An 18,542-nucleotide genomic window follows, 5' to 3' on the forward strand; every position below is an offset into this window, starting at 1 on the left:
ATCGTCACGGCACTCCACCACATCGGTACGACACCACGCCGCCGACGACCTGGCCAGACAGTGCGTCATCCCACACTGAGCGATCGTTCGGGGCACCACCGTGAGCTATAAACTCCCGGTCAGAAACCCGCCGGGAGGAGCCACCAAGGTGCGCAAGGTACTCATCGCCAACCGGGGCGAGATCGCCGTCCGGGTCATCCGCGCGTGCCAGGACGCCGGCCTGGGCAGCGTCGCGGTGTACGCGGACTCCGACCGGGATGCCCTGCACGCCACGCTCGCCGACGAAGCGTACGCCCTGGAGGGCGACACCGCTGCGAATACCTACCTCCGCATCGACAAACTGATCGACGTCGCTGCCCGGGCCGGCGTCGACGCGGTGCACCCCGGCTACGGCTTCCTCTCCGAGAACGCCGACTTCGCCCAGGCGGTCATCGACGCGGGCCTGACCTGGATCGGTCCCACCCCGCAGGCGATCCGCGACCTCGGTGACAAGGTCACCGCCCGGCACATCGCCCAGCGGGCCGGTGCTCCCCTGGTGCCCGGCACCCCGGACCCGGTGGACAGCCCGGACGAGGTGATGGCCTTCGCCGTCGACCACGGTCTGCCGGTGGCGATCAAGGCCGCCTTCGGGGGCGGCGGGCGTGGCCTGAAGGTGGCCCGCACCATGGAGGAGATCCCGCAGCTCTTCGAGTCGGCCACCCGCGAGGCGGTCGCGGCCTTCGGTCGGGGCGAGTGCTTCGTCGAGCGGTACCTCGACCAGCCGCGCCACGTCGAGGCGCAGGTCCTGGCCGACCAGCACGGCAACGTGATCGTCGCCGGCACCCGGGACTGCTCGTTGCAGCGCCGGCACCAGAAGTTGGTCGAGGAGGCACCGGCGCCGTTCCTCACCGCCGCGCAGCGCACGCAGATCCACGAGAGCGCGAAGGCCATCTGCCGGGAGGCCGGCTACCACGGTGCCGGGACGGTGGAGTACCTGGTCGGCAACGACGGCACCATCTCCTTCCTGGAGGTCAACACCCGGCTCCAGGTGGAGCACCCGGTGACCGAGGAGACCGCCGGCATCGACCTGGTACGCGAGCAGTTCCGCATCGCCGACGGGGAGAAGCTGCGGCTCACCGAGGACCCGACGCCGCGCGGGCACTCCATCGAGTTCCGGATCAACGGCGAGGACCCGGGTCGCGGCTTCCTGCCCGCTCCCGGCACGGTGACCGCCCTGCGGCTGCCGAGCGGGCCCGGCGTGCGGGTGGACACCGGCATCTCGGCCGGCGACGTGATCGGCGGCAACTTCGACAGCCTGCTCGCCAAGGTCGTCATCACCGGGGAGACCCGCGCCGAGGCGCTGGAGCGGGCCCGGCGGGCGCTGGACGAGATGGTGATCGAGGGGATGGCCACCGCGCTGCCGTTCCACCGCCTGGTGGTCCGTGACCCGGCGTTCACCGCCGAGCCGTTCACGGTGCACACCCGCTGGATCGAGACCGAGTTCGACAACACGGTTGCGCCGTTCACCGCAGTGGCCGACGGCCCGGCCGCCCCGGCGGAGCGCGAGACGGTCGTGGTCGAGGTGGGCGGCAAGCGGCTGGAGGTCAGCCTCCCCGCCGGGCTGGGCGCGGGTACGGCGGGTGCCGCACCGAGCGCGAAGAAGCCCACCCGTCGGGGTGGCGGTGCCACGGCCGGCGCGGCGGCGGGCGGTGACGCGCTCACCTCGCCGATGCAGGGCACGATCGTCAAGATCGCGGTCGCCGACGGCGACACCGTGGCCGAGGGCGACCTGGTCGTGGTGCTGGAGGCGATGAAGATGGAGCAGCCGTTGCACGCGCACAAGGCGGGTACGGTCGGCGGCCTGGCCGCCGAGGTCGGCGCGGTGATCACCGCCGGCGCCGCCATCTGCACCATCGCCTGAGGCGTTCCCGGAGGTAAGGAGGGGTCCCCTGCTAACGCCTGGTGTATAGCAGGGGACCCCTCCTTACATCTCAGCGCAGGTCCTGACATCTCAGCGCAGGGATTCGGCGGCCACCGTGCAGACGGCGGTGGTCAGCGCGGTCAGCACCGGCGAGTCGAGTCGCCAGTGCTGCCAGTAGAGCGGGGTGTCCAGCACCCGGCCGGGGGCGATGTCCACGCAGCGTCCGGCGGCCACGTCGGCGTCGGCGATCTGCTCGGCCATCATCCCCCAGCCGAGGCCGAGCCGGATCGACTCGTTGAACGCCGGGACCGACGGCACGTAGTGCACCGGTGGGTCGACCGCGTGCCCGGTCACCGTACGCAGGAAGCGGTGTTGGATCCGGTCCTTGCGGTCGAAGACCACCACCGGTGCGGCGGCTGCCGCAGCCCGGGTGAGGCCGTCGGCGAACCATCGTCGGGCCATCGACGGCGCGGCCAGCGCCCGGTAGCGCATCGCGCCGAGACGGCGTACCCGGCAGCCCTGCACCGCCTCGCGTTGGGCGGTCACCGCAGCGGTCACCACCCCGTCGCGGAGCAGGGCGGCGGTGTGGTCCTGGTCGTCCTGCCGGATGTCGAAGGAGAGTTCCGGCTGGTCGGGCAGCCGGGCCAGGGCAGCGGGGAACCAGGTGGCGAGCGAGTCGGCGTTGACCACGATCGCGACCCGGGTACGGTCCCGGTCGCCGCCGAGCGGCCCCCGGGCATCGGCCAGCGCCTCCCGTTCGAGCAGGGCGAGTTGCCCGGCCAGACGCAGCAGCGGTCGCCCGGCCTCGGTGGCGTCGCAGGGACGGTGCCGCCGGACGAGCACCTGCCCGACGGTCTCCTCCAGTGTCTTGATGCGCTGGCTGACCGCCGAGGGCGTGACGTGCAACAGGCGTGCCGCCGCCTCGAAACTGCCCTCCGCGACCACGGCGGCGAGCGTCCGGAGCTGGCTGGAGTCCAGACCGCCCATGCAGCTCAGCTTAACCGGATGAAGAATCTTTAGCTGGACTGATCCGTACCCGCGCTCCTACCGTCGGCGTCGTGCTCACCTCTGTCGTCGCCGGTTTCTCCCTCTCCATCGCCCTCATCGTCGCCATCGGCGCGCAGAACGCCTTCGTACTCCGTCAGGGTCTGCGCCGGGAACACGTGGTGCCGGTCGTCCTGACCTGCGCGATCTCCGACGCCCTGCTGATCGGCGTCGGCATCGCCGGGGTGGGGTCGGTGGTGGCGGCCCGACCCGACCTGCTCACCGCGATCCGCTGGGGCGGGGCCGCCTTCCTGCTCGGGTACGCGGCCCTGGCCGCCCGCCGCGCGTGGCGTCCGAGCGCGCTCACGCCGGCCGAGCGGCCCCCGGCGCGGCTCGGCGCGACGCTGCTGGCCTGCCTCGCCTTCACCTACCTCAACCCGCACGTCTACCTGGACACCGTGCTGCTGCTCGGCGGCATCGCGCAGCAGCAGCCGCACCGGTGGCTGTTCGGCCTGGGCGCGGCGGTGGCCAGCGTCGTCTGGTTCAGCGCACTCGGCGCGGGGGCGTACCGGCTCGCGCCGATGCTCGCCCGGGCCCGGGTCTGGCAGGTGCTCGACGGCGTGATCGCGCTGGTGATGGTGGTGGTAGCGGTCGCGCTGTTGGTGAGCTGAGGGAATGATGGCCGGGTGCGGTTCCTCAGTGGCGCGACTCCCGGGTACGACCTGACCTACAACGACGTCTTCATGGCCCCAGCCCGGTCGGAGGTGGGTTCACGGCTGGACGTGGACCTCTCCACCGGCGACGGTACGGGCACCACGATCCCGCTGGTGGTGGCGAACATGACGGCGGTCGCCGGCCGGCGGATGGCCGAGACGGTGGCCCGGCGCGGCGGCATCGCGGTGATCCCCCAGGACATCCCGATCGAGGTGGTGGCCGAGGTCGTCGCCTGGGTCAAGCAGCGGCACCTGGTGCACGACACGGCCATCGCGCTGGGCCCGAACGACACCGTCGGTGACGCGATCCACCTGTTGCCCAAGCGGGCGTACGGCGCGGTGATCGTGGTCGACGAGGAGAGCCGCCCGATGGGGGTGGTGACCGAGGCGGACACGGTCGGGGTGGACCGCTTCGCCCAGTTGCGCGACGTGATGTCGGCCGATCTGCACACCGTGCCGGTGGACGCGGATCCGCGTACCGGCTTCGACCGGCTCAGCGTGGCGCGGCGGCGGTTGGCGCCGGTGGTGGACGGCGAGGGCCGGTTGGTCGGGGTGCTCACCCGGCCGGGCGCGTTGCGGGCGACGCTCTACCGACCTGCGGTGGACGCCCAGGACCGGCTGCGGATCGCGGCGGCGGTGGGCATCAACGGCGACGTGGCGGGCAAGGCGTCGGCGCTGCTGGAAGCCGGAGTGGACACCCTGGTCGTGGATACCGCGCACGGCCACCAGGAGCGGATGATCAGCGCATTGCGGACCGTCCGGGGCCTCGACCCGGGCGTACCGGTGGCGGCCGGCAACGTGGTCACCGCCGACGGCGTACGCGACCTGGTCGCGGCCGGTGCGGACATCGTCAAGGTCGGCGTCGGACCCGGCGCGATGTGCACCACCCGGATGATGACCGGGGTGGGTCGCCCGCAGTTCTCGGCGGTGCTGGACTGCGCGGCTGCCGCCCGCGAGCTGGGCCGGCACGTCTGGGCCGACGGCGGGGTACGGCATCCGCGTGACGTGGCGCTGGCGCTGGCCGCCGGCGCGTCGAACGTGATGGTGGGCTCCTGGTTCGCCGGCACCTACGAGTCGCCCGGTGACCTCTACACCGACGAGGACGGCCGGCGGTACAAGGAGAGCTTCGGGATGGCCTCGGCGCGCGCGGTCAGCGCCCGGACCGGCGACGACAGCCCCTACGACCGGGCCCGGAAGGCGATCTTCGAGGAGGGCATCTCGTCGGCCCGGATGTACCTGGATCCGACGCGGCCCGGGGTGGAGGACCTGATCGACGAGATCATCTCCGGCGTACGCAGTGCCTTCACCTACGCCGGCGCACGGAACCTGGACGAGTTCCACGATCGGGTGCTGGTCGGGGTGCAGAGCACCGCCGGCTACACCGAGGGGATGCCGCTGCCGACGAGCTGGTGACGGTCGGCTGGTGACGGTCGGCTGGTGACGGCCGGGGTTCGCTCAGCCGGGGTCCGCCGCCGGAGCGAAGAGGCGCTCGATCACCGTTCGGGCAACCTCTCGCGGGTCGTCACCCACCCCGGGTGGTAGCGCGTCGGCCAGCCAGAGCGTGGCGAAGCCGTGCACGATCGACCATGCGGCCAGGGCGTCACCAAGCGGCCCGTGCACGCCGCCCCGCCCGTCGCCCCGCCCGTCGCCGGCGTCCGTCGAAGCGGCGGGCAGTGCCGTCACCCCGGCATGCAGGGCGGCACCGGCACGGTCCCGGGCGGCCCGGACCTCGGCGGCATCGGATCGGTAGAGATCGGGGTGGAACATCACCTCGAAATGGGCGCGGTGCCGCACGGCGAAGTCGACGTACGCCACGCCGAGGTCCAGCAGTTCGCCGCCGGTCGATTCCAGCGCCTCGGCGAGCAGGTCGAAGCCCTGCACCGCGAGCGCGGTGAAGAGGCCGGCCCGGTCGCCGAAGTGGTGGGCCGGAGCGGCGTGCGAGACGCCGGCACGTCGGGCCAGGTCACGCAGGCTCAGCGCCGCCGGGCCCGACTCCCTGATCGCCTCCTCCGCCGCGGCGAGCAGGGCACGAGGCAGGTCGCCGTGGTGGTAGCCGCGGGTGCCGGTCATCACCCGAGCCTATCTTGCCATTGACAAGATACGCCATCACGAGCCAATCTTGTCGGCGACAAGATTGGTCTTCGAGGAGGTACCGATGGCTCCGCTGATCGCCCTGGTGGCGGGCACCGCGCTCGCCCGACTGGCCGGCCTGGTCGGGATTTCCGTGCTCGACGGCTGGCACCCGGCCCTGCAGGTCGGGCTGGCCGTGATGTTCGTGCTGACCGGGATCGCACACTTCACCGGCCGGCGGCGCGACCTGATCGAGATGGTCCCGCCCCGACTGCCCCGACCGGACCTGCTGGTCACGGTGACCGGCGTGCTGGAACTCGTGGGCGCGGTCGGCCTGCTGGTGCCGGCCACCGCCCGCTGGACCGCCGCCGGACTGGCCGTACTGATGCTGGCGATGTTCCCGGCGAACGTCTCGGCCGCGCGCCGAGGACTCAGCCTGGGCGGGCGCCCGGTCACCCCACTCGGCGTCCGTACCGCACTCCAGGTCGTCTTTCTCGCCGCCGCCGTCGCGGTCGCCGTCGGGCCATGACCGATCAACGCCGCCGGGTTCTCGCCCGTCATCAACGGTGGCGGGCGGCGGAGGGTGGCCGGGCCGCTGGCACGGGACCTGCCAGCGGCCCGGCGGCGACCCGGGCGCCAGGAACGGGGGACCCGGCGCCCACTGGGCCGCGCGCCGACAACGGTACGCGTCCCGACGCCGATCCCGCGACCATCGATTGGCGACGACCCTGCCCGATCTCCCTGGTAGTAGTGCCGAAAGGTGCCCGTCGACCCCGGGGCGGGAGACGGTGCGGCTGGTCATCAGCGCCCGCGACCGACGCGGTGATGTCGGACACTCCGTCACTCTCGGTATGTTCCGGTCAACTCACCCGGTGACCGGACAGAGGTGACACGCCCCCCTCCGGTACCCCGACGCCCGTCACCGGGGAAAGCCGGATCGCCACTCGGGGGTGTCCCCGAGGACGGATTTCGGTGCTCGTCCCGGATCCGTCTGAGGTGCCCGCCGCGACAGGCTGAGCCATGCCTGCAACCCGGAACAGCGCGACGCTGGCGCTCGGCGGCATCGTCCTCGCGGCACTGCTCGCCGTGATCGGCCACGCGGGTGTCGAGGACCTGGACCCGTTGAGCCTGACCGTCAGCGACTACGCCGTCTCCGAGTCCGGTGGGGCCATCCACCTCGCCATGCTCACCCTCGGCGGGGCGTCCGCCGTGCTCGTCCTGGGACTACGCCGCCTCGACCGACCCGGCGGTACCGGCCGTGGTCGCGTCGGCGCGGCCCAGGTGCTGCTCGCCGCCTGGGCCGGGGGGCTGCTGCTGGCCGGACTGGTACCCACCAACCCGCCCGGCACCGAGATGGACACCGCCGCCTACCTGCACCGGTATGCCTCAGTGGTCGCCTTCCTGGCACTGCCGCTCGCCGGTTGGCTGATCGCCGCCCAGTTGCCCACCACCGCTCGCACCGCCAGCACCGCTCGCACCGCCCGGTGGCTGCGCGCGCTGGCCGTCGCCAGCCTGCTCCTCGCCGCCGCGATGATCTGGTCCGCCTACCCCGGCGACCGCGCCTACTACGGCCTGATCGAGCGCGCCCTCATCCTCGCCGAGGTAGCCCTGCTCACCGTCCTCGCCACCGTCGGGGGGAGGGTAGGGGCGGCTACTCCAACTCGTGGAGCATGAGTTGGCGGGCGGCTTCGGTGAGGGAGCCGGAGAGGCTGGGATAGATGGTGATGGTCTGGGCCAGCTCGTTGACGGTGAGGTTGTTCTCCACCGCCATCGTGATCGGCAGGATCAGTTCGCTCGCCTTCGGCGCCACCACCACGCCGCCGATCACCTGACCGCTGGCCGGACGGCAGAACAGCTTGACGAACCCGTCGGCCACCTCGTCCATCTTCGCCCGGGCGTTACCGGCCAACGGCAGCATCACCTGCCGGGCCGGCACCTTGCCGGCGTCCATCTCGTCCTGCGACACACCCACGGTGGCCAGCTCGGGGTCGGTGAAGACGTTCGCCGAGACGGTACGCAGCCGCAGCGGCCGGACCGCCTCGCCGAGCGCGTGCCACATGGCGATCCGGCCCTGCATCGCGGCGACACTGGCCAGCGGCAGGACACCCGTGCAGTCACCGGCCGCGTAGATGCCGGGGACGTTGGTGCGGGAGACCCGGTCCACGGTCACGTAACCGCCCCGGGCCAGCGTGACGCCGTACTCGGCCAGGCCCAGCTCCTCGGTGTTCGGGATCGAGCCGACCGCGATCAGCGCGTGCGAGCCGTACACCTTGCGGCCGTCGGAGAGGACGACCTCGACGCCGTCGTCGGTCCGGCGGACCCCCTCGGCGCGGGAGTTGTTCAGGATGCTCATGCCCCGGGCCCGGAAGACCCGCTCGATCGCCTGCGCCGCGTCGGCGTCCTCGTGCGGCATCACCCGGTCCCGGCTGGAGACCAGGGTGACCTCGACCCCCATCGCCAGGTAGGCGCTGGCGAACTCGGCGCCGGTCACGCCGGAGCCGACCACGATCAGGTGCTCGGGCAGCTCGGGCAGGTCGTACACCTGCCGCCAGGTGAGGATGCGCTCGCCGTCGGGCACGGCGGTGGGCAGTTGGCGGGGGGTCGCGCCGGTGGCGACCAGCACGGTCGAGGCACTGATCGAGTACGGTGCCGCGCCGCCGTCGGGCGTGACGATCACCCGGTGGGTGTGGCCGAGGGTGTCCTCACCCAGCCGGGCTTGCCCGGAGACGAAGGTGACCCCGGCCTTGAGCAGCTTCGCGTGGATGTCGGACGACTGCGCCAGGGCGAGCCGCTTGACCCGCTCGTGGACCGCCCGGGCGTCGACGGTGACCGCCTCCAGGCCGTCGGAGTGCACCCCGAACACCTCGGTGTCCCGATATCCGGTCACCACCTCGGAGCTGGCGATGAACGTCTTCGACGGTACGCAGTCGGACAGCACGCAGGCTCCGCCCGCGCCGTCGGCCTCCACCACGGTGACGGCGGCGTCCAGTTGAGCGGCGACCAGCGCGGCCTCGTAACCGGCCGGCCCCCCGCCGATGATCACGATCTGGCTCACCACGACCGCCCTTCGTCCATGCTCACAGTGACTTTCTTCTCCCCGACGCGTCCGACACGCACCGTCGTATTCTCCCCCACCCGCCCGGCGGGCTATCGTCATCGCCGTGCGTCTGTACGCCGCCTACGGCTCGAACCTGGACCCTGCCCGAATGCGGGCCTACTGCCCGCATTCCCCCATGGTGGGCATCGGCTGGCTGGAAGGCTGGCGACTCACCTTCGCCGGCGAGGACGTGATCGGCTGGGAGGGTGCCGTCAGCACCGTGGTCGAGTCCCCCGGCGACCGCGTCTTCGTGGCGCTCTACGACATCCACGCGTACGACGCGGCCCAGCTCGACGAGATCGAGGGTGTCACCGCCGGTACGTACCGGAAGCTGACCGTCCGGGTCTCGACGCTGGACGGCGACGTGACGGCGTGGGTGTACGTCTTCGACGGCTACGAGGGTGGCCTGCCCACCTCGTGGTACGTCTCGGAGATCGCGAACGCCGCCGAGAAGGCGGGCGCGCCGGACGACTACGTCGTCGAGCTGCGGTCCCGCCCCACCGGCACGGCGTCGGCCTAGCGCGTCTCCCACACCCCCAGTCTGCTACCGACCGGCGGCGCCCTGCCCGGCACCCCCGCCGAGCCGGACGCCGGTCACCGCCCGACACCGCCGGTCAGCCCTGCGTGTGCGCCCGCGCCTCGGTCAACAACTCGACCAGTTCGGCGCCGTCGGCCGGGCCGAGCACGGCGAAGGCGGGCGCGACCAGACGGTCGGTCACCGCCTCGGCCCAGAGCCGGCGACGCACCAGCGGCCCGACCGGCGGGTACGGCGGCGGCCACCCGCAGGCCATCGCCCCGCTCTCGCCCTCCGGCCCGGCCAGCACCGCCTCCAGCGGCGTCATCCCGCCGGCCCGTACGGCCACCAGGTGCGCGCCGGTGAAGTGCTCGCGGAGCAGGCGCAGCCCGGCGGCGGCCCGCGCACCCGGGCTCCCCGGCTCGGAGGGCACGGCCCGCCAGGCGGCGAAGAGCGGCATGGCGCTGGCGTCGGCCGCCGCGACGGTCCGTTCCAGGAGGGTGGCGAGCCGGTCGACGCGGGGCAGCGCGGAAAGCTGGTCCTCGCCCCAGCGACAGCACTCGGCCAGGCTGGCGGCGGCCACCTCGGTGGGGCGTACGGTGCGGGCGGCGGCGTCCCAGCCGTCGGCGACGGCGTCGGGGGCGATGAACCCGAGCGCGGCGGCGACCGTCTCGGCCCGTACGTCACCCAGTGCCCCGGCGCGCCCGGTGATGTAGAAGGCCCAGCCGGAGATGCCGAGCAGCCGGGCCCGACGCAGCGTGGTGGGGCACCGGCCGTACGCCTCGCCGAGCGCGAGCACCACCGGCTTGCTGGCCGCCGCCACCTGTTCCGGGGTCATGCGGTGCCGCCCGGCGCGCAGGCGTCCGAGCGTCCGTCCACGAAGGATCCGACCGAAGGTCCGTCCATGACGGATCAGTCTGCCGCGCCGGTGCCCGAGTCGGCATCCCCCTCCTCGGCGGTCAACGCCTCCATCGCGGCCTCCACCTCACCGGTGCGTCGCCGGGCGACGGCGGCGGCCCGTTCGGCGGCCCGGCGGGCCAGTCGGGACCGGCTCAGTTCCTGCTCGGTGACGGCCCGGCGGCGTTCCAGCTCGGCCAGTTCCGTCTCGACCGCGTCCAGCGCGGCCGTGCCGGCGCGCTCGGCGGACTGCGCGGCGTCGAGGTCCGTCTCGGCCCGTTCCTGGTCGGTACGCGCCCGGGTCAGCTCCTTCTCCAGCGCCCTGCGGCGGCGGGTCAGCTCGGCACGGGCGGCCCGTCGGGCCTGTTCGGCCCGCATCGCGCCGCGGTCCTGCCGACGGTCGGGTGGCGCCGGTGCGGGCGGCTCCTCCTCGCCGGTGACCAGCCGCAGTTGGGGCCGGGGCACCTCGCCGAACCCGGCGTAGTGGGCGGGGCGGAGCAGTCGACCGGATCGCACCTGCTCGGCCACGCCGGGGTCGGCGAGGGCCGCGTTGAGGGTCGCCTCGACCTCGGCCAGCGGCAGCTTCCCGGCCGACGGCGCCCCCGGCACGTCGGCGGCGAGCCGGCGTACCTCGGCGACCAGGGCGGCGACCACGGACCGCCGCTGCGCGGAGAGTTCCCGCAGGCGCGGACCGCGTAGCTCGCGCTGGGCGTCCCGCAACGCGTCGGCCAACTGCGCCAGGTCGCCCACCAGCTCGGGTCGCTCGATGGCGAGCAGGTTGACCAGCCAGGCGGCGACCGTGGGGCGACGCAGTCGGGCGATCTCGCGGGCTCCCCGCACGTCCCCGGCGTGCCGGGCCTGCGCCACCGCTTCGTCGCGGGCGGCGACGAAACGGTCCGGTGGCGTGCGGTAGAGCCGCGGCACCGGGTCGGACGGCGGTGCGGGCATCGACTCAGCCGTCGAGCCGGCTGCCCGGCTCCAGCCGTCGGTACTCGCTGCCGGACAGGGCGGTGTACTGCCGGTCGAGCACCGCGAGGCCGTTGCCGTTGAGCAGGGCGTCGTGCAGCGCGTAGACCCGACGCGGTGCCACCGCCCGGATGAAGTCGACCACCTCGGAGAACTTCGACCAGGGCGCGTGAATCGGGGCGAAGAGCGTGTCGACCTGGATGTCGTCCGGCACGAACAGCGCGTCGCCGGGGTGGTAGACCACCTCGTCCAGCAGGTAGCCGAGGTTGTCGACGAGCGGGATGTCCGGGTGGATGACCGCGTGCCGACCGCCGTAGGCGCGGACCGGGACACCGGCGGCGGTGAACGTGTCTCCGGGGGCGACCGGGCGCAGCGCCTCGGCCGCGTCGCCGAGCGGTCCGGCCACCGAGGCCGGTCCGTGGATGGTGAACGGCCGCCGGGCCAGTTGCCGGTTGATCGCCTCGGCGTCCACGTGGTCCTGGTGCTCGTGGGTGATCAGGACCGCGTCGGCCCCGTCCAGTGCCACGGCGGCCTCGCTGAACACACCCGGATCGACGACCAGCACTCCCCCGTCGTGCTCGACCCGCAGGCACGAGTGGGCGTACTTGGTGATCCGCATCGTGATGCCTCCCATATCGAATCGTGACGTCCTGAGCGCAGTCTGCCGGAACCGGGGAGGCAGCGCTCGACGTCCGAGCTATCACCCGCTCAGGGTCGAAGAAGGGAACATCGATGACTCCGACAACAGCCCGCCGGCACGCGGCGACGGGACTGACTGCGCTGGTCATGCTGCTGGTGGTGACCGGCTGCGGCAGTGGCGACAGCGGCGGCGACAGCGCGGCGACCTCCGACGAGGCGGGCCGGGCCGCCGCGCCGCAGGCGGCGGACGGCGCCGGTCCGGCGGGCGAGCGGCCCGGTCCGGCGGGCGAGCGGCCCGGTCCGGCGGATCAGCGGGGCGGTGTCGGCGCAGCGGCGGACACCCGGGTCGACCAGCGGTCCATCGTCTACACCGGATCCATCCGGGTGCAGGTGGACGACGTGGAGGCCGCGGCACGGGCGGCGACCGGTGCGGCCACCCGGGTGGGTGGCTTCGTCGGCGGCGACCAGCGCCGCAGCTCGGACGCGGACGCGGTCGCGGAACTGACCCTGCGCGTGCCGGCGGACCGGTTCTATCCGGTGGTCGAGGAGTTGGCCGGTCTCGGTCGGCAGGAACGCCGGCAGATCGACACCGAGGACGTCACCGAGGAGACCGTCGACCTCGATGCGCGCATCGCCACCCAGCGGGCCCGGGTGGAGAGCGGTCGCCGGCTGCTCGACCGGGCCGACTCGATCGCCGACCTGGTCAGCCTGGAGAACGAGCTGGCCCGACGGGAGGCCGACCTCGCCTCGCTGGAGGCGAAGAAGCGGCGGCTCGCCGATCTGACCGCGCTCTCCACGATCACCGTGACGCTGGTGGGGCCGGACGCCAGCACCGCCGACGAGGAGCGGGAGATCGGCTTCCTGGCCGGGCTGAGCGGGGGCTGGACGGTCTTTCTCGCCTCGATGACCGTCCTGCTCACCGTGCTCGGCGCGGTGCTGCCCTGGCTGCTGGTCCTGGGCGTACCGCTGGGCGCGCTCTGGTGGTGGAGCCACCGCCGACGCCGCCGGGTCCGCCCCGAGCCGGTGCTGGTCGCGCCGATCGGCACGCCGCCACCGCCCGGGGTGGGCCTCGGGTCGTCGTCGGTCAGCGAACCGCCGCCAGTGCCTGGAGCGCGGTCTGCACCATGAGTCGTACGCCCGCCGGGATGCACCGTTCGTCCACGTCGAACGACGCCCGGTGCAGGTCCACGTTCGGCCCGGAGCGGCCGACCCCGAGCCGGGCCAGCGCGCCGGGGACGTACTCCAGATACCAGGAGAAGTCCTCGCCGCCCATGCTCTGCGGGGTCTCGGCGACGCCCTCCGGGCCGAGCGCGGCGACGGTGGCCGAGGTCAGCACGTTGATCGCCGCCGCGTCGTTGCAGACCGGCGGGCGGCCCCGCAGGTACTCCAGGTCGACCGTGGCCCCGGTGGGGGCGATCACGTCCCGGACCACCTGGGTGACGATCTTCGGGGCCTGTTCCCAGGCGTCCCGGTCCATCACCCGCAGCGTGCCGGAGGCGGACGCCTCGGAGGGGATGACGTTGTAACGGGTGCCGGCGGAGGCGTGACCGAAGACCAGCAGCAGCCCGCTGTTGGCCGGCACCCGGCGGCTGATCAGCGCGGGCACCTCGGTGATCAGCCGGCCGAGCGCGTCGACCAGGTCGACGGTCAGGTGCGGGCGGGCGGTGTGCCCGCCCGGCCCGGTGAGCCGGACGGTCACGTTGTCGGCGGCGGCGGTGATCGGCCCGACCCGCAGGCCGACCTTGCCGACCGGCTGGTTCGGGTCGCAGTGCAGCGCGAAGATCTGCACCACGTCGTCCAGTCCGCCCGCCTCGATTACTTCGAGCGATCCGCAGGGCAGGATCTCCTCGGCCGGCTGGAAGATCAACCGGACCCGGCCGGGCAGCTCGCCCAGGTCGGCGAGTTGGGCGAGCAGCATGCCGACACCGAGCAGGATCGTGGTGTGCACGTCGTGCCCGCAGGCGTGGCAGACCCCGTCCACGGTGGAGCGGTACGGCACGTCCTTGACGTCGGTCAGCGGCAGCGCGTCGATGTCGGCGCGCAGCGCGATCACCGGCCCGTCAGGGCGGCCGTTCACGTCGCAGATGACCCCGTTGCCCTTCGGCAGCATGCGGGGGCTGAGCCCGGCCAGGGTGAGTTCCCGGGCGATCAGGGCGGCGGTGTCGAACTCCGAACCGGACAGCTCCGGATGCGCGTGAATGTGACGGCGCGTGGCGATAAGGCCCGGTACCCGGAGGGCGAGCAGGTGGTCCAGCTCGGACGGCAGGGGCTGGCCACCGGTCGGTGGCGCCTCGGGCCAGGACGACGCCAATTGCTCGCCGGTCGGCATGGTCAACGCACTCGTCACGTCGAATTCTCGATCACTAGAAATGGATGGATCATCGGGGACAGCAGACAGCGTAGACCCCTGAAGGTAACTCTGCGCAACCTCGTTCCGGTGATGGTCGGACCGCACAGCGTCACGTATGCCCTGCTTGGAGTGCCCGTGGACGGGTGGGACAGCAGGTAGATCGCGTTCGTACGCTGCCATCCGCCCCCCACCTCCTACAACGCGTAATCGGGGATGCGGGCGGAGAATCTTGTCGAAACTCGTCGCCCGTCGTTCCGAATTGTCGCATTAGTCGGCGCAATGAACTGACGGTACGACAATTACCCGACCACCCACGGCGATCGGCACCGGTGGACGTTCACACGTCCGGACAGTCCTCGACCGCACAGGGTGTGCGTCAACGAGATCATTCGGACGGGATACCCGGAGACGGCCGCGTCGACACGTACAGCGACCGGAAGAGTGGCGAGAAGCGACCGGAAGAGTGCCGAGAACGGCTCAGAAGCGGTCGGTCGGGCGGTAGACGCCCCACACCTCGCGCAGCGCCCCACACACCTCGCCGACGGTGGCCCGCTCCCGCAGGGCGGCCTTCATCGGGTAGAGCACGTTGCCGGTGCCCGAGGCGGCCTCCCGCAACTCGGCCAGGGCCCGCTCGACGACCGCGCCGTCCCGCCCGGCCCGCAGCTTGGCCAGCCGCTCGCCCTGCGCCGCCTCGATGGCCGGGTCGACCCGCAACGGCTCGTACGGCTCCTCGGCGTCGATGGTGAAGCGGTTGAGCCCGACCACCACCCGCTCGCCCGAGTCGATCTCCTGCGCGATCTGGTACGCGGACTGCTCGATCTCGCGCTTCTGGAAGCCCGCCTCGATGGCGTCCACCGACGACCCGAACTCGAAGACGCGGCCCATCAGCGCGTCCGCCGCCGCCTCGATCTCGGCGGTCATCGCCTCCACCACGTACGACCCGGCGAACGGGTCCACCGTGGCGGTCAGGTCCGTCTCGTACGCGAGCACCTGCTGGGTCCGCAGCGCCAACCGGGCCGCCTTCTCGGTGGGCAGCGCGATCGCCTCGTCGAAGCTGTTGGTGTGCAGCGACTGCGTGCCGCCGAGCACCGCGCCCAGCCCCTGCACCGCGACCCGGACCAGGTTCACCTCGGGCTGCTGGGCGGTCAACTGCACGCCTGCGGTCTGAGTGTGGAAGCGGAGCATCAGCGACTTCGGGTTCTTCGCCCCGAACTCGTCGCGCATGAGGCGGGCCCAGATCCGCCGGGCCGCCCGGAACTTCGCCACCTCCTCCAGCAGCGTGGTGCGGGCAACGAAGAAGAACGACAGCCGGGGCGCGAAGTCGTCCACGGCCAGCCCGGCGGCGATCGCGGCGCGGACGTACTCGACGCCGTTGGCCAGCGTGAAGGCGATCTCCTGCACCGGGGAGGCACCGGCCTCGGCCATGTGGTAGCCCGAGATCGAGATGGTGTTCCACTTCGGCACCTCGGTCCGGCAGTAGCCGAACGTGTCGGCGACCAGCCGCAACGACGGCTTCGGCGGGAAGATGTAGGTGCCCCGCGCGATGTACTCCTTGAGGATGTCGTTCTGGATGGTGCCGTTGAGCGCGGCGCCCGGCACCCCGTTCTCCTCGGCGACGAGCTGGTAGAGCAGCAGCAGCACCGAGCCCGGCGCGTTGATCGTCATCGAGGTGGAGACCTTGTCCAGCGGGATGCCGTCGAAGAGCAGCCGCATGTCCTCGATGGAGTCGATGGCGACCCCGACCTTGCCGACCTCGCCCGAGGCGATCGGGTCGTCGGAGTCGTACCCCATCTGGGTGGGCAGGTCGAAGGCGACGGAGAGGCCCATGGTGCCGGCCCGCAACAACTGGTGGTACCGCGCGTTGGACTCCGTGGCGGTGCCGAAGCCGGCGTACTGACGCATGGTCCACGGGCGGGAGGTGTACATGGTGGGATAGACCCCACGGGTGTACGGGTAATCGCCGGGAGCGCCCAGCCGGGAGTCCAGGTCACCCGGCAGGTGCTCCGCCGTGTAGACGCCCTCGATCGGGAAGCCGGACTCGCTTGACCGCCGCCGTTCGCTCATCACCGGATGGTAGGACGAATGTGCTGGTCACAGGGTGAGGGATAGCGCACACTGAGCCGCCCGACGCCGACACTCGACGTGAGGACATGCACACGTACCGTTCCGGTCGGTAAACGTCCGCCGCGCCGGGTTTCGCATCGGGCGTCTGAACCAGCAAGATAGAGAGGTTGTGTCCCAGCCCCCTCGACTTCCCCCGGTGGCTTTTCTGTGACTCAGATCCCGACGTGGAGCGGCGGACCAGTCAGCATCCCTACCAACGGCCGCGCGACACCCGGCACCGTCATCGGTGACCGGTACTCGTTGCGTTCCACGGTGGGCAACGGTGGCATGGGCACGGTCTGGCGGGCCACAGACACACTTCTGCGGCGCGACGTGGCGGTCAAGGAGGTCGTCCTACCGCCCGGCCTGGCGCCCAGCGACCGCGACGCGATGTACGAACGCACCCTGCGCGAGGCCCGCGCGGCAGCCGCCATCGCCCACCCGGCGGTGGTCCAGGTGTACGACGTGGTCACCGAGGCCGGACGCCCGTGGATCGTGATGGAGCTGCTGGACGCCCGCAGCCTCGCCGACATGGTGATCGAGGACGGGCCGATCGCCCAGCGGGTGGTCGCCAAGATCGGCATCGCGCTGCTCGGCGCGCTGGAGGTGGCTCACGCCATCGGGGTGCTGCACCGCGACGTCAAGCCGGCCAACGTGCTGATCTGCTCCGACGGTCGCTGCGTGCTGACCGACTTCGGTGTCGCCCGGATGCCCACCGACGTGCAGCTCACCACGCCGGGGATGGTGCTGGGCTCGCCGCACTTCATCTCGCCCGAGCGGGCCATGGGCCAGGAGTTCGGCCCGCCCAGCGACCTCTTCTCCCTCGGCGTGACCCTCTACACCGCCGTGGAGGGCCGACCGCCCTTCGACCGGGGCGACCCGATCGAGACCATGCACGCGGTGGTCGAGGACCCGCCGGCCCCGCCGCAGCGCAGCGGCCCGCTGACCCGGGTGCTGATGGGCCTGTTGGAGAAGGACCCGGCCCGTCGACTCGACGTGCACACCGCCCGCGCCATGCTCCGCGAACTGCTCGCCGGCCCGCTGAGCAGCACCGCGTCCGCGGTCAACTCGATGACCGACCCCTACTCCGTGGTGCGGATGCCGCAGCAGTCCGCGCCGATCACCGCGCCGGCCGCCCCGGCGAAGAAGTCCACGCCGTCCGCCGAGATCGGCGGCCCGGCGATGCTCGCCCCCGGTGAGTCGCTGACCGACCGGCTGGCCGCCCTCAGCCGGGGTGAGCGGCCCGGCAAGGCCACCGCCGCCAGTGCCGCCGCGATGGAGGACACCAGCGCCGACGCGCTGGCCCGCCCGGGTCAGCAGAACGCCGCCTCGTCCGCCGGCCGCACCTACGGCGGCGGGGCCGAGGCGACCCAGCGCATCGGCGGCGCGGAAGCCACCCAGCGGATCGGTGGTGCGGAGGCGACCCAGCGGATCGGGGCCGACGCCACCCAGCACATCGGCGCGAACGCCACCCAGCGCATCGGCGCGGACGCGACCCAGCACATCGGTGCCGGGGCGTACGGGTTCGGTGCCCGGCCGGAGGCCACCCAACAACTCGGCGGCGACTACGGCGGTCGCTGGCCCGCCGCGCCCCGCCAGCCGTACGGCGCACCAGCACCGCCCGCCGGTGGTGGCGGCAGCCCCCTCGACAAGGCCAAGGCCACGGGGACCCGCGCGGTCGAGACCGTGAAGGGCTGGCCGCGCAAGGTCCAGCTCGCGGCGGCCGGTGGCCTGGTGCTGGTCCTGCTGATCAGCGTGGTGGCGCTCTCCGGCGGCGGCGACCCGCCCGTCACCGACCCGGTCGCCGGACCCGGCAACTCCTCGGACGAGGGGGACCCGGTCGAGATGCAGGAGCACTCGGCGCGCGGCGTGCAGATGCTGGTGCCGAAGGGCTGGAAGCGGACCGCCCCGGCCGGGGCCGTCTACATCGACTACACCGACCCGGACGACAGCGGTCGCCGGGTCCGCATCCTCAACGAGAAGTGGGCCGGTAGCTCGACCCGCTGGGCGCAGAGCGCGGAGAACAACCTCAGGACGCGGTCCAACTCCTGCGCCAAGCCGTACACGCAGATCTCGATGGCGGACAAGGAACTGGCCGGCAAGCCGTCGGCCGAGTTCGAGTACACCTGCGGTGACGGCGAGGCCATGCGGCACGGCGTCTGGCACGGGGTGGCCCACGAGGGCCGGATCTACTCCTTCTATCTGACCGTCAGCGACGCCCGGTTCGACGAGAGCAAGCCGATCTACGACGAGATGCTCAAGTCGTTCCAGCTCACCTCCGCCGGCTGACCGGGGAGACGTCCACGGTG

The 18,542-nt window shown here is 72.4% G+C and carries 16 protein-coding genes; 8 read left to right on the forward strand and 8 right to left on the reverse strand.

Annotated elements, in window-relative coordinates; all coding sequences use genetic code 11:
* The first annotated feature begins 148 nt into the window (after positions 1–148).
* Positions 149–1,900, forward strand: a complete 1,752-nt coding sequence (locus ACFYTT_RS07270) for a biotin carboxylase N-terminal domain-containing protein (RefSeq protein ID WP_176092557.1) — start codon at positions 149–151, stop codon at positions 1,898–1,900.
* A 90-nt stretch (positions 1,901–1,990) separates the two neighbouring features.
* On the opposite strand, the gene ACFYTT_RS07275 is transcribed toward ACFYTT_RS07270, so the two are convergent.
* Positions 1,991–2,887 (reverse strand): LysR family transcriptional regulator ArgP, encoded by an 897-nt coding sequence (locus ACFYTT_RS07275; RefSeq protein ID WP_387258035.1) that lies wholly within the window; start codon positions 2,885–2,887, stop codon positions 1,991–1,993.
* A 71-nt stretch (positions 2,888–2,958) separates the two neighbouring features.
* Between ACFYTT_RS07275 and ACFYTT_RS07280 the strand changes: the two genes are divergently transcribed.
* Complete coding sequence (locus tag ACFYTT_RS07280) at positions 2,959–3,555, forward strand: LysE/ArgO family amino acid transporter (RefSeq protein WP_176092555.1); 597 nt, start codon at positions 2,959–2,961, stop codon at positions 3,553–3,555.
* A 15-nt stretch (positions 3,556–3,570) separates the two neighbouring features.
* Positions 3,571–5,010: a GuaB1 family IMP dehydrogenase-related protein gene (locus ACFYTT_RS07285; protein ID WP_176092554.1), complete on the forward strand. Its 1,440-nt coding sequence runs from the start codon at positions 3,571–3,573 to the stop codon at positions 5,008–5,010.
* A gap of 42 nt (positions 5,011–5,052) precedes the next feature.
* Here ACFYTT_RS07285 and ACFYTT_RS07290 read toward each other — a convergent pair whose 3' ends face one another.
* On the reverse strand, positions 5,053–5,667 hold the full coding sequence (locus ACFYTT_RS07290) for a TetR/AcrR family transcriptional regulator (RefSeq protein ID WP_387258036.1): 615 nt from the start codon (positions 5,665–5,667) through the stop codon (positions 5,053–5,055).
* An 85-nt stretch (positions 5,668–5,752) separates the two neighbouring features.
* On the opposite strand from ACFYTT_RS07290, the gene ACFYTT_RS07295 reads away from it, so the two are divergent.
* Positions 5,753–6,196 carry a DoxX family protein gene (locus tag ACFYTT_RS07295; RefSeq protein WP_387258037.1) on the forward strand — a complete coding sequence of 148 codons (444 nt, stop codon included), beginning with the start codon at positions 5,753–5,755 and terminating at the stop codon, positions 6,194–6,196.
* Between the two features lie 491 nt (positions 6,197–6,687).
* Entirely contained in the window at positions 6,688–7,341 is a 654-nt protein-coding gene (locus ACFYTT_RS07300; protein WP_387258038.1) for a DUF998 domain-containing protein, read from the forward strand.
* Here ACFYTT_RS07300 and ACFYTT_RS07305 read toward each other — a convergent pair.
* Positions 7,319–8,722: an NAD(P)H-quinone dehydrogenase gene (locus ACFYTT_RS07305; protein ID WP_176092550.1), complete on the reverse strand. Its 1,404-nt coding sequence runs from the start codon at positions 8,720–8,722 to the stop codon at positions 7,319–7,321. The genes ACFYTT_RS07300 and ACFYTT_RS07305 overlap by 23 nt on opposite strands.
* Positions 8,723–8,828: 106 nt before the next feature.
* On the opposite strand from ACFYTT_RS07305, the gene ACFYTT_RS07310 reads away from it, so the two are divergent.
* A complete protein-coding gene (locus tag ACFYTT_RS07310; RefSeq protein ID WP_131055326.1) occupies positions 8,829–9,284 on the forward strand; it encodes a gamma-glutamylcyclotransferase in 456 nt (151 codons plus the stop codon).
* 94 nt (positions 9,285–9,378) lie between these two features.
* On the opposite strand, the gene ACFYTT_RS07315 is transcribed toward ACFYTT_RS07310, so the two are convergent.
* The 3 genes from ACFYTT_RS07315 to ACFYTT_RS07325 form a co-directional block, all read right to left on the reverse strand.
* Complete coding sequence (locus ACFYTT_RS07315; RefSeq protein ID WP_176092549.1) at positions 9,379–10,116, reverse strand: hypothetical protein; 738 nt, start codon at positions 10,114–10,116, stop codon at positions 9,379–9,381.
* A gap of 74 nt (positions 10,117–10,190) precedes the next feature.
* Positions 10,191–11,123 (reverse strand): hypothetical protein, encoded by a 933-nt coding sequence (locus ACFYTT_RS07320; RefSeq protein WP_387258039.1) that lies wholly within the window; start codon positions 11,121–11,123, stop codon positions 10,191–10,193.
* 4 nt (positions 11,124–11,127) lie between these two features.
* The gene (locus tag ACFYTT_RS07325) at positions 11,128–11,760 is read right to left on the reverse strand and encodes an MBL fold metallo-hydrolase (RefSeq protein ID WP_387258040.1); all 633 of its coding nucleotides are present in this window, start codon (positions 11,758–11,760) and stop codon (positions 11,128–11,130) included.
* A 113-nt stretch (positions 11,761–11,873) separates the two neighbouring features.
* Between ACFYTT_RS07325 and ACFYTT_RS07330 the strand changes: the two genes are divergently transcribed.
* Positions 11,874–12,908, forward strand: a complete 1,035-nt coding sequence (locus tag ACFYTT_RS07330) for a DUF4349 domain-containing protein (RefSeq protein ID WP_387258041.1) — start codon at positions 11,874–11,876, stop codon at positions 12,906–12,908.
* On the opposite strand, the gene ACFYTT_RS07335 is transcribed toward ACFYTT_RS07330, so the two are convergent.
* On the reverse strand, positions 12,865–14,127 hold the full coding sequence (locus ACFYTT_RS07335) for an amidohydrolase (protein WP_131054493.1): 1,263 nt from the start codon (positions 14,125–14,127) through the stop codon (positions 12,865–12,867). The two genes, ACFYTT_RS07330 and ACFYTT_RS07335, sit on opposite strands and share 44 nt — an antisense overlap.
* Positions 14,128–14,607: 480 nt before the next feature.
* Positions 14,608–16,194, reverse strand: coding sequence for a methylmalonyl-CoA mutase (locus ACFYTT_RS07340; protein WP_387258042.1), 1,587 nt, complete (start codon positions 16,192–16,194; stop codon positions 14,608–14,610).
* Positions 16,195–16,401: 207 nt separating this feature from the next.
* Between ACFYTT_RS07340 and ACFYTT_RS07345 the strand changes: the two genes are divergently transcribed.
* Positions 16,402–18,522 carry a serine/threonine-protein kinase gene (locus ACFYTT_RS07345; protein WP_387258043.1) on the forward strand — a complete coding sequence of 707 codons (2,121 nt, stop codon included), beginning with the start codon at positions 16,402–16,404 and terminating at the stop codon, positions 18,520–18,522.
* Positions 18,523–18,542: the final 20 nt, after the last annotated feature.

Source organism: Micromonospora sp. NPDC003816 (assembly GCF_042874705.1).
Lineage (GTDB): Bacteria > Actinomycetota > Actinomycetes > Mycobacteriales > Micromonosporaceae > Micromonospora.

Excerpts from the sequence above, each read along its gene's own strand:
- ACFYTT_RS07320 (WP_387258039.1), bottom strand. The coding sequence starts at position 11,123 with ATGCCCGCACCGCCGTCCGACCCGGTGCCGCGGCTCTACCGCACGCCA.
- ACFYTT_RS07295 (WP_387258037.1), top strand. The coding sequence starts at position 5,753 with ATGGCTCCGCTGATCGCCCTGGTGGCGGGCACCGCGCTCGCCCGACTG.
- ACFYTT_RS07330 (WP_387258041.1), top strand. The coding sequence starts at position 11,874 with ATGACTCCGACAACAGCCCGCCGGCACGCGGCGACGGGACTGACTGCG.
- ACFYTT_RS07325 (WP_387258040.1), bottom strand. The coding sequence starts at position 11,760 with ATGCGGATCACCAAGTACGCCCACTCGTGCCTGCGGGTCGAGCACGAC.
- ACFYTT_RS07340 (WP_387258042.1), bottom strand. The coding sequence starts at position 16,194 with ATGAGCGAACGGCGGCGGTCAAGCGAGTCCGGCTTCCCGATCGAGGGC.
- ACFYTT_RS07300 (WP_387258038.1), top strand. The coding sequence starts at position 6,688 with ATGCCTGCAACCCGGAACAGCGCGACGCTGGCGCTCGGCGGCATCGTC.
- ACFYTT_RS07315 (WP_176092549.1), bottom strand. The coding sequence starts at position 10,116 with ATGACCCCGGAACAGGTGGCGGCGGCCAGCAAGCCGGTGGTGCTCGCG.
- ACFYTT_RS07290 (WP_387258036.1), bottom strand. The coding sequence starts at position 5,667 with ATGACCGGCACCCGCGGCTACCACCACGGCGACCTGCCTCGTGCCCTG.
- ACFYTT_RS07275 (WP_387258035.1), bottom strand. The coding sequence starts at position 2,887 with ATGGGCGGTCTGGACTCCAGCCAGCTCCGGACGCTCGCCGCCGTGGTC.